At 41.0% G+C, this 8,490-nt stretch carries 6 protein-coding genes; all 6 read left to right on the top strand.

Features of this window, described 5'->3' with window-relative positions; genetic code table 11:
- Window positions 1–842, top strand: an 842-nt coding sequence (locus tag ACNKXS_RS01920) for a cytochrome c3 family protein (protein WP_417919396.1), incomplete at its 5' end; no start/stop codon positions are given.
- A gap of 48 nt (window positions 843–890) precedes the next feature.
- A complete protein-coding gene (locus tag ACNKXS_RS01915) occupies window positions 891–3,986 on the top strand; it encodes a TAT-variant-translocated molybdopterin oxidoreductase (RefSeq protein ID WP_417919395.1) in 3,096 nt (1,031 codons plus the stop codon).
- A 33-nt stretch (window positions 3,987–4,019) separates the two neighbouring features.
- A complete protein-coding gene (nrfD, locus tag ACNKXS_RS01910) occupies window positions 4,020–5,834 on the top strand; it encodes an NrfD/PsrC family molybdoenzyme membrane anchor subunit (RefSeq protein WP_417919394.1) in 1,815 nt (604 codons plus the stop codon).
- A gap of 5 nt (window positions 5,835–5,839) precedes the next feature.
- Window positions 5,840–6,367: a DUF3341 domain-containing protein gene (locus tag ACNKXS_RS01905; RefSeq protein WP_295181067.1), complete on the top strand. Its 528-nt coding sequence runs from the start codon at window positions 5,840–5,842 to the stop codon at window positions 6,365–6,367.
- Window positions 6,368–6,372: 5 nt separating this feature from the next.
- A complete protein-coding gene (locus ACNKXS_RS01900; RefSeq protein ID WP_295181066.1) occupies window positions 6,373–7,065 on the top strand; it encodes a c-type cytochrome in 693 nt (230 codons plus the stop codon).
- Window positions 7,066–7,083: 18 nt separating this feature from the next.
- The gene (locus tag ACNKXS_RS01895) at window positions 7,084–8,490 is read left to right on the top strand and encodes a quinol:cytochrome C oxidoreductase (protein ID WP_417919393.1); all 1,407 of its coding nucleotides are present in this window, start codon (window positions 7,084–7,086) and stop codon (window positions 8,488–8,490) included.

Genomic DNA, 8,490 nt, shown 5'->3' with positions numbered 1-8,490 from the left:
GTGTTTCTGTAAATATCATTTTAGGAATTCTTGCTTTTGTTCTGGTGCTTCTTCTTGTGGTGCTTTTTCTTGTAAACAAAACATTAAGAAATTTTGCATCTGCGTCTGGAATTACACTTCCTGAGAAGCCAAAAACTAAACCTTTATATCAATCTTTCGTAGAGAATCAATTTCTTCTAGTAGTAACGTCGATCTTTGTGCTGCTTACTGTAGGGTACTTCTCTTACGGGTTTCTAATGCAGATTGGCGTTGATCAGGGTTATCAGCCAATTCAACCAATTCATTATTCACATAGAATTCACGCAGGTGATAATCAGATCGAGTGTAAATACTGTCACTCTTCTGCAAGAGTTTCGAAACACTCCGGGATTCCTTCCCTAAATGTTTGTATGAACTGTCACAAGGCTATTGCTGAGGTTTCTCCTGAAACGGCTACTGAAGAATACTCGAAAGAATTTTACGATAAAGAAATCGCTAAGTTATATGATGCGACCGGTTGGGATCCTGCTTCCAGAACTTATTCTGGAGAAGAGAAACCAGTTAAATGGGTGCGTATTCACAACCTGCCAGATTTTGCATACTTCAATCACTCGCAGCACGTAAGTGTAGCTGGAATTGAATGTCAGAAATGTCATGGTCCTATCGAAGAAATGGAGATCGTTTACCAGAATGCTCCTTTGACGATGGGGTGGTGTATCAACTGTCACCGTGAAACAAATATCAGAATTGAGGGTAATGAGTACTATGAAAAGATTCATGAAGAATTATCCAAAAAATATGGTGTAGAAGAGCTGACGGCTGCTCAAATGGGTGGTTTAGAATGTGGTAAGTGTCACTACTAAAATCCTGAAGTTCAGGTTTAATTTAAGAAGCTAATATTTAGATATAATATGTCATCAAACAAGAAATACTGGAAAAGTGTTGAAGAGCTGGAAGATAAAAGCTCTGTTGTTGAGACGCTCCAGCAAAAGGAATTCGCTGAGGAGATCCCGATTGAGGACTTTCTTGGGAATAAAGAAAATCTTGCAGACTCTAAAACTTCAAGACGTGATTTCCTTAAGTATGTTGGTTTCAGTACAGCAGCGGCATCACTGGCTGCCTGTGAAGGCCCGGTGGTAAAGTCTATTCCTTATGTAGTTCAGCCAGATAGGATAGTTCCTGGTGTTGCTAACTACTATGCGACAACTATTGCTGATGGTTTCGATTTCGCCAGTGTGTTGGTAAAGACACGTGAAGGTCGTCCTGTAAAAATTGAAAATAATGATCTTTCGAAGTTCAAGGGCGGAGTTAACGCTCGTGTTCACGCTTCGGTACTTTCATTGTATGATACTAAAAGGGTTAAACGCCCAATGATTGAAGGAAGAAACGTTTCCTGGGAAGAATTCGACCGTCAGGTTGTTTCAGAACTTGAAAACGCGAATGGTGAGATCGTATTGCTTACGCAAACATTTGCCAGTCCTTCAACTACAAAATTAATTCAGGAGTTTTCTTCGAAATTTGGTAATGTACGCCACGTGGTGTATGATACTGTTTCAGATGATCCTGCATTGAATGCATTTCAGTCTAAATACGGAAGACGCGCACTGCCTCACTATGATTTCTCTAAAGTGGAAACAGTAGTTGGTGTTGGTGCAGATTTCCTTGGAGACTGGCAAGGTGGTGGTTTTGATGCTGCCTATGCAAAAACCAGAATACCTGAAAATGGTAAAATGTCACGTCATATTCAGTTTGAATCGAATATGTCATTGACCGGAGCGAATGCAGATAAGCGTGTTCCTGTTAAACCATCTGAGCAAAAAGCTGTAATGGCTGCTCTTAAAGGTTATATCGCTGGTGGTTCTACCAGTGGTCTTTCTGAAAAGCTTGATGATGCAGTAGTGAAAGCTGCAAGGCAGCTTAGAAAAGCAGGAAGTGCTGCTGTGGTTGTGTGTGGAATTCCAGATGAGGAAGCGCAGGCCTGGGCCTTGGAGATCAACGAAGCTCTGGGAAGCCGAGTTATGGATTCTTCGAATGCTCGTGTAACTCGCCAGGGAAATGCTAGTGAAGTAGCTCAGCTAGTTAAGGATATCAATAATGGAAGTATTGGCGCTCTTATGATCGCTGGTCTTAACCCGGTTCATACCCTTCCAAACTCGAAAGATTTTGTAGAAGGTCTTAAGAAAGTGAAAACTGTAGTTGATTTTACTACAAGAACTGATGAGACTTCTCAATTAAGTAAATATGTTGCTGCAACTCCGCACTATCTTGAAAGTTGGGGAGATATTCAGTATAGCGAAAAGGCTTTCAGTCTTATGCAGCCAACAATAAGACCATTGTTTGATACCAGACAATTTCAGGATACTTTATTGAAATGGACAGATAATGATCAGTCTTACTACGAATATATTCAGGAAACCTGGTCTGGCGGACTTGGAGATCGTAACTGGAGTGAAGTGCTTCATGATGGTGTGTTTGAAGCTAGTTCACCAGTAGCTCTTCCGGCTTCAGCAGGAAGCGGCGCATCAGCTATTTCTTATAGCATTGATGATCTTGACGGTGAAGGATTTGAATTAAGTCTTTACACTAACACTGCGATTGGAGATGGACAGCAGGCAAACAACCCTTGGTTGCAGGAAATGCCAGATCCATTAACCAGAGCAAGTTGGGATAACTACATTACCATGTCTAAGGCAGATGCCGAGGCGATGGGAGTTATGAACGAACATGTTGCAAATGGCGGACTTAACGGTAGCTATGTGAACGTTAGCGTTGGTGATACTGTGGTTCAGAATGTTCCGGTTTATATTATGCCAGGACAGGCAAAAGGATCTGTTGGTCTTGCACTTGGATACGGTAGAAAAGCCGGTGTTCAGGAAGAGATGCAAACAGGTGTGAATGCTTATCCATTATATAACGATTTCAGATCTGTTCAGAAAGTAAAAATAAAAAAGGCTCCGGGTGTTCATGAGTTCGCCTGTGTTCAGCTTCATAATACTTTGATGGGTCGCGGAGATATCATAAAGGAAACTACCCTTGAGATCTTTAATACCAAAGATGCTCACGTATGGAACCGTGTTCCAGAAGTTTCTTTAGATCACCAGGAAACTCCAGTAACTTCTCCGGAAGTTGATATCTGGGAAAGTTTTGATAGGTCTACAGGTCCTCACTTTAATTTGAGTATCGACCTGAATGCATGTACCGGATGTGGTGCTTGTGTGATCGCCTGTCATTCTGAAAACAACGTTCCTGTAGTAGGAAAAGAGGAAGTAAGAAAGTCCAGAGATATGCACTGGTTACGTATTGACCGTTACTTCTCTTCTGAAGAGAACTTTACGGAAGATATTGAGGAAAAAGAAGATGCTTCAGGTCTTGGATTTGGAGACTACATCTTTGGAGATAGAGAAGGAGAAGGTTCATTGTCTACTTTTGACAGACTTGAATCTACTGCAGATAATCCTCAGGTTGTATTCCAGCCTGTAATGTGTCAGCATTGTAACCATGCTCCATGTGAAACAGTTTGTCCTGTTGCGGCAACTTCTCACGGTAGACAGGGTCAGAATCAAATGATTTATAACAGATGTGTTGGTACTAGATACTGTGCGAACAACTGTCCTTATAAAGTACGTCGTTTCAACTGGTTCAATTATGCTCAGAATGATGAGTTTGATTACCACCTGAACAACGACTTGGGTAGAATGGTTCTTAATCCTGACGTTACGGTACGTTCGAGAGGGGTTATGGAGAAATGTTCTATGTGTATTCAAAAAACTCAGAAAACCATTCTTGATGCGAAGAGAGAAGGTAGAACGATCGAAGATGGAGAATTCCAGACTGCTTGTTCTGCTGCTTGTGATAAAGGTGCGATGGTCTTTGGGGATGTGAATAACAAAGACTCGAAAGTTCTTGAAAAGAAAAATGACGACAGGATGTATCATCTTCTTGAGTATGTAGGTACGAAACCAAATGTGATGTACCAGACGAAAGTTAGAAATACAACCGAAGCTTAAAATAACGAATAACTAAGAATCAATTAGAAGGATATGTCTCATTACGAAGCACCTATACGAAAGCCTCTAGTTACCGGGAACAAAAGCTATCACGACGTGACGGTGGATGTTGCTGCTCCGGTTGAAGGACGGGCTAACAAATCCTGGTGGATAGTTTTCTCTATTGCCCTTGTTGCCTTTCTTTGGGGTGTAGGATGTATAGTTTACACAATTTCTACAGGTATTGGTACCTGGGGATTAAACAAAACCGTAGGTTGGGCCTGGGATATTACCAACTTCGTATGGTGGGTAGGTATTGGTCACGCCGGTACACTTATTTCTGCTGTATTATTGCTTTTCCGCCAGAAATGGAGAATGGCAATTAACAGGTCTGCAGAGGCAATGACCATTTTCTCTGTAATGCAGGCAGGTCTATTCCCGCTTATTCACATGGGCCGTCCATGGCTGGCCTATTGGGTACTTCCAATTCCTAACCAGTTTGGATCATTATGGGTGAACTTTAACTCGCCACTTCTTTGGGATGTATTTGCGATCTCTACGTATCTTTCTGTATCACTGGTATTCTGGTGGACTGGATTACTACCTGATTTTGCAATGATACGTGACCGTGCAATTACTCCTTTTACTAAAAAGGTCTACGGAATCCTATCCTTTGGATGGAGTGGACGTGCTAAAGACTGGCAACGTTTCGAAGAAGTGTCACTGGTACTTGCCGGATTGGCAACACCACTTGTACTTTCAGTGCATACAATTGTATCTTTTGACTTTGCAACTTCGGTAATACCGGGATGGCATACGACCATTTTCCCTCCTTACTTCGTTGCGGGCGCGATCTTCTCTGGATTTGCGATGGTTAACACCTTGCTTATCATCATGAGAAAGGTTTCTAATCTTGAAGACTATATCACCATTCAGCATATCGAATTAATGAACATCGTGATCATGATCACAGGTTCTATAGTAGGTACTGCTTATATTACCGAGTTAGTGATCGCATGGTATTCTGGTGTTGAGTACGAACAGTATGCATTCCTTAACAGGGCTACCGGACCTTACTGGTGGGCGTACTGGAGTATGATGACCTGTAACGTATTCTCTCCGCAGTTCATGTGGTTTAAGAAATTGCGTACCAGCATCATGTTCTCTTTCTTTATTTCGATCGTTGTAAACATCGGGATGTGGTTCGAACGTTTCGTGATTATTGTGACTTCGCTTCACCGTGATTATCTTCCATCTTCGTGGACAATGTTCTCACCTACTTTTGTAGATATTGGAATCTTTATTGGAACCATTGGATTCTTCTTTGTATTGTTCCTGCTATATGCCCGTTCGTTCCCAGTGATCGCTCAGGCAGAAGTAAAAACAATACTGAAGGCTTCCGGAGAGAAGTATAAAAAACTTAGAGCTCAGCATGGTGATGATGTATTGCATTACGATCCTCAGGCAGTAGGAAGAAACCCTATGCAGAACGAAGAGGATGGGATTCACCATAAAATTGAAGATACAGAGCATCAAAAAACAGTAGAAGCAGATCATCCTCATGAGGATACCGTGAACGCTGATGGTATGGTAATTTCAGAAGTGATGAAAGACCGTATCGATGAGATGTTAGGAAGAATTGGTACTTATGATCCTGCAACACAGTCTGCAGATGATCTAACCAAACTAAAGAATGTTGGACCATTATTACAACAGCATTTCCACCAGGTTGGTATCTACCTTTTCGACCAGGTTAGTAAATTGACAGAACAGGATTTTGTCCTGCTTGATGAAGTGATCGAGAACTTCCCTATCCAGGCGAACAGAGCTGGATGGACCGAGCAGGCAAACAAACTAAAAAATAAATAATCAGGATGGCATCTAAAGTTTTACACGCTATTTACCAAGATGACGACCTGCTTTTACAGGCTGTAAAGCAGATTCGTGAAGCACGCTATCATATTGGAGAGATCTATTGTCCATTTCCGGTTCACGGACTTGATAAAGCAATGGGACTTGCTCCAACAAGACTTGCCATCACCGCATTCCTTTATGGATTGGTTGGTTTGTCGGTAGCTGTTGCTATGATGAATTTTATTATGATAGAGGACTGGCCACAGGATATTGGAGGAAAGCCAAGTTTTAGCTTTCTTCAAAATATGCCGGCTTTTGTACCTATCATGTTCGAACTTACAGTATTTTTTGCAGCTCACCTTATGGTAATCACATTCTACATGAGAAGTAGATTATGGCCATTCAAGAAAGCTGAAAACCCTGATGTAAGAACTACAGATGACCTGTTTCTTATGGAAGTGGATGCTGCGAACCATAATATAGATGATCTTACGAAGTTTCTTTACGATACTGGAGCATCTGAAATTAGATTAATAGATAATAAATAGTGATAATGAGAAGTTTGTTCCATAAAACTATAGGATTTTGTCTGCTTGGTGTTGCAGTTGTTTCCTGCAATGACAAGGAGGATCCAAACTATCAGTACATGCCAGATATGTATGAGTCTGTAGGTTACGAAACTTACGGTGAGTACAAGGTATTTGAGAATGCTCAGGAGGCAAAGCTACCGGTAGAAGGATCTATTCCAAGAGGATGGATGCCGTACGATTACGAAAATTCTGCAGCAGGACTTGCAAATGCTAAGGCAAATCTTAACAATCCAATTCCATATACTCAGGATAACCTTGCAGAAGGTAAAGGTTTGTACACTATTTATTGTGCAGTTTGCCACGGTGATAAGGGAGATGGTAAAGGAATTCTTGTAGAAAGAGAAAAGATTCTTGGTGTGCCATCCTACGATGATGCAGGTAGAGCAATTACTGAAGGTAGTGTTTATCATGTAATGTACTACGGAATTAATAACATGGGATCTTATGCTTCGCAGACTTCTATCGAAGAGCGCTGGCAGATTGATCACTATGTGATGAGCTTAAAAGATAAGTTGGAAGGTAAACCTGAAAGAGAATTTGAAGAAGAGCAAACAAGCCTTCTTCCTTCCAGAGCCGATGCTAATATCTATGAGGATGCTGGCGACACGGCTGCTGAAGGTACTACCGAAAACAACCAAACCGAAACTCAAGAATAAAGATTTAGATCTATCAATATGTATACGCTATCCAGTAAAATAAAATTAGCAGCAATCATTTGTATGGTTGTGGGAGCAATAGGTCTCGTTTACGGGTTTATCGCGGCTCCAGAAACTATCGAGGATGTGGAGGCAATGATGGCTTCTGAACATCACGGGGAAGAGCATGCGACAGATGAAACTCATGAAGTTAATGTAGAGCAGATTCCTGGTGGAAACACTGAAGTTGAAAAAATAGAACACACTGAAGATAATACAGATCATGCCGCTGAAGCAGATCACGCTGAAGCCGGTCACGGTGAAGAAGCATCTCATGAGGCTGAGCATATGGAGCATATTTTGCACCAGCTACAGAATAAGCCATGGGCTGCGCTTTATGTTGCAGCATTCTTTTTCTTCATGATCTCCTTGGGAGTTCTGGCCTTTTACGCTGTACAGTATGCTGCTCAGGCAGGTTGGTCACCGGTATTATTCAGAGTAATGGAAGCTATCACGGCTTACTTACTACCTGGTGGACTTATCGTTTTTGTAATACTTGTTCTTTCAGGTTTACACTTAAACCATCTGTTCGTATGGATGGATCCTGAAGTAGTAGCACACGACGAAATCATTCAGAACAAAACAGCATACTTAAACGTACCGTTTTTCTTAATCAGAGCTGCTATCTATCTTGGTGGATGGGCAATCTTCAGACATTTACTTGTAAAGAACTCTAGAAAGATGGACGATGCAACAGATCTATCAATCTTTAAAAAGACTTTTAAACTATCTGCTGGATTCCTTGTATTCTTTATTGTTACCGAATCCATGATGTCATGGGACTGGATCATGAGTTTGGATCCGCACTGGTTTAGTACATTATTCGGATGGTTCGTATTTGCAAGTATGTTCGTTTCTGGTATTACTACGATTGCTATCATATCTATATATCTTAAATCGAGAGGATACCTTGAATTTGTAAATAATAGTCATATACATGACCTGGCTAAGTTCATGTTCGGAATCAGTATTTTCTGGACTTACCTGTGGTTCTCTCAGTTTATGTTGATATGGTATTCAAATATTCCTGAGGAGGTGGTTTACTTTATCCAGAGGATGAACGATTATCCTATACTTTTCTGGGGTATGATCGTAACCAATTTCCTTTTCCCTGTATTATTGTTGATGAACAGCGACTACAAACGAGTGAACTGGTTTGTCGTAATGACCGGTATCATTATTCTTTGTGGTCACTACATTAACGTTTATGTAATGGTTATGCCTGCGACTGTTGGAGAATCCTGGTTTATTGGTATTCCTGAAATTAGTGCAATGCTATTGTTTGGAGGATTATTCTCTTTCATAGTATTCAATGCGCTTACAAAGGCACCACTACTGGTAAAAGGTAATCCATACTTGAAGGAAAGTAAACATTACCACTATTAA

The sequence above is a fragment of the Christiangramia marina genome (assembly GCF_048285865.1).
Classification (GTDB): Bacteria; Bacteroidota; Bacteroidia; order Flavobacteriales; family Flavobacteriaceae; genus Christiangramia; species Christiangramia marina.
Note: the sequence above shows the minus strand (reverse complement) of the source record. Positions and strands in the feature narration are given on the sequence as shown.

Excerpts from the sequence above, each read along its gene's own strand:
- ACNKXS_RS01900 (WP_295181066.1), top strand. The coding sequence starts at position 6,373 with ATGAGAAGTTTGTTCCATAAAACTATAGGATTTTGTCTGCTTGGTGTT.
- ACNKXS_RS01895 (WP_417919393.1), top strand. The coding sequence starts at position 7,084 with ATGTATACGCTATCCAGTAAAATAAAATTAGCAGCAATCATTTGTATG.
- ACNKXS_RS01915 (WP_417919395.1), top strand. The coding sequence starts at position 891 with ATGTCATCAAACAAGAAATACTGGAAAAGTGTTGAAGAGCTGGAAGAT.
- ACNKXS_RS01905 (WP_295181067.1), top strand. The coding sequence starts at position 5,840 with ATGGCATCTAAAGTTTTACACGCTATTTACCAAGATGACGACCTGCTT.
- nrfD (WP_417919394.1), top strand. The coding sequence starts at position 4,020 with ATGTCTCATTACGAAGCACCTATACGAAAGCCTCTAGTTACCGGGAAC.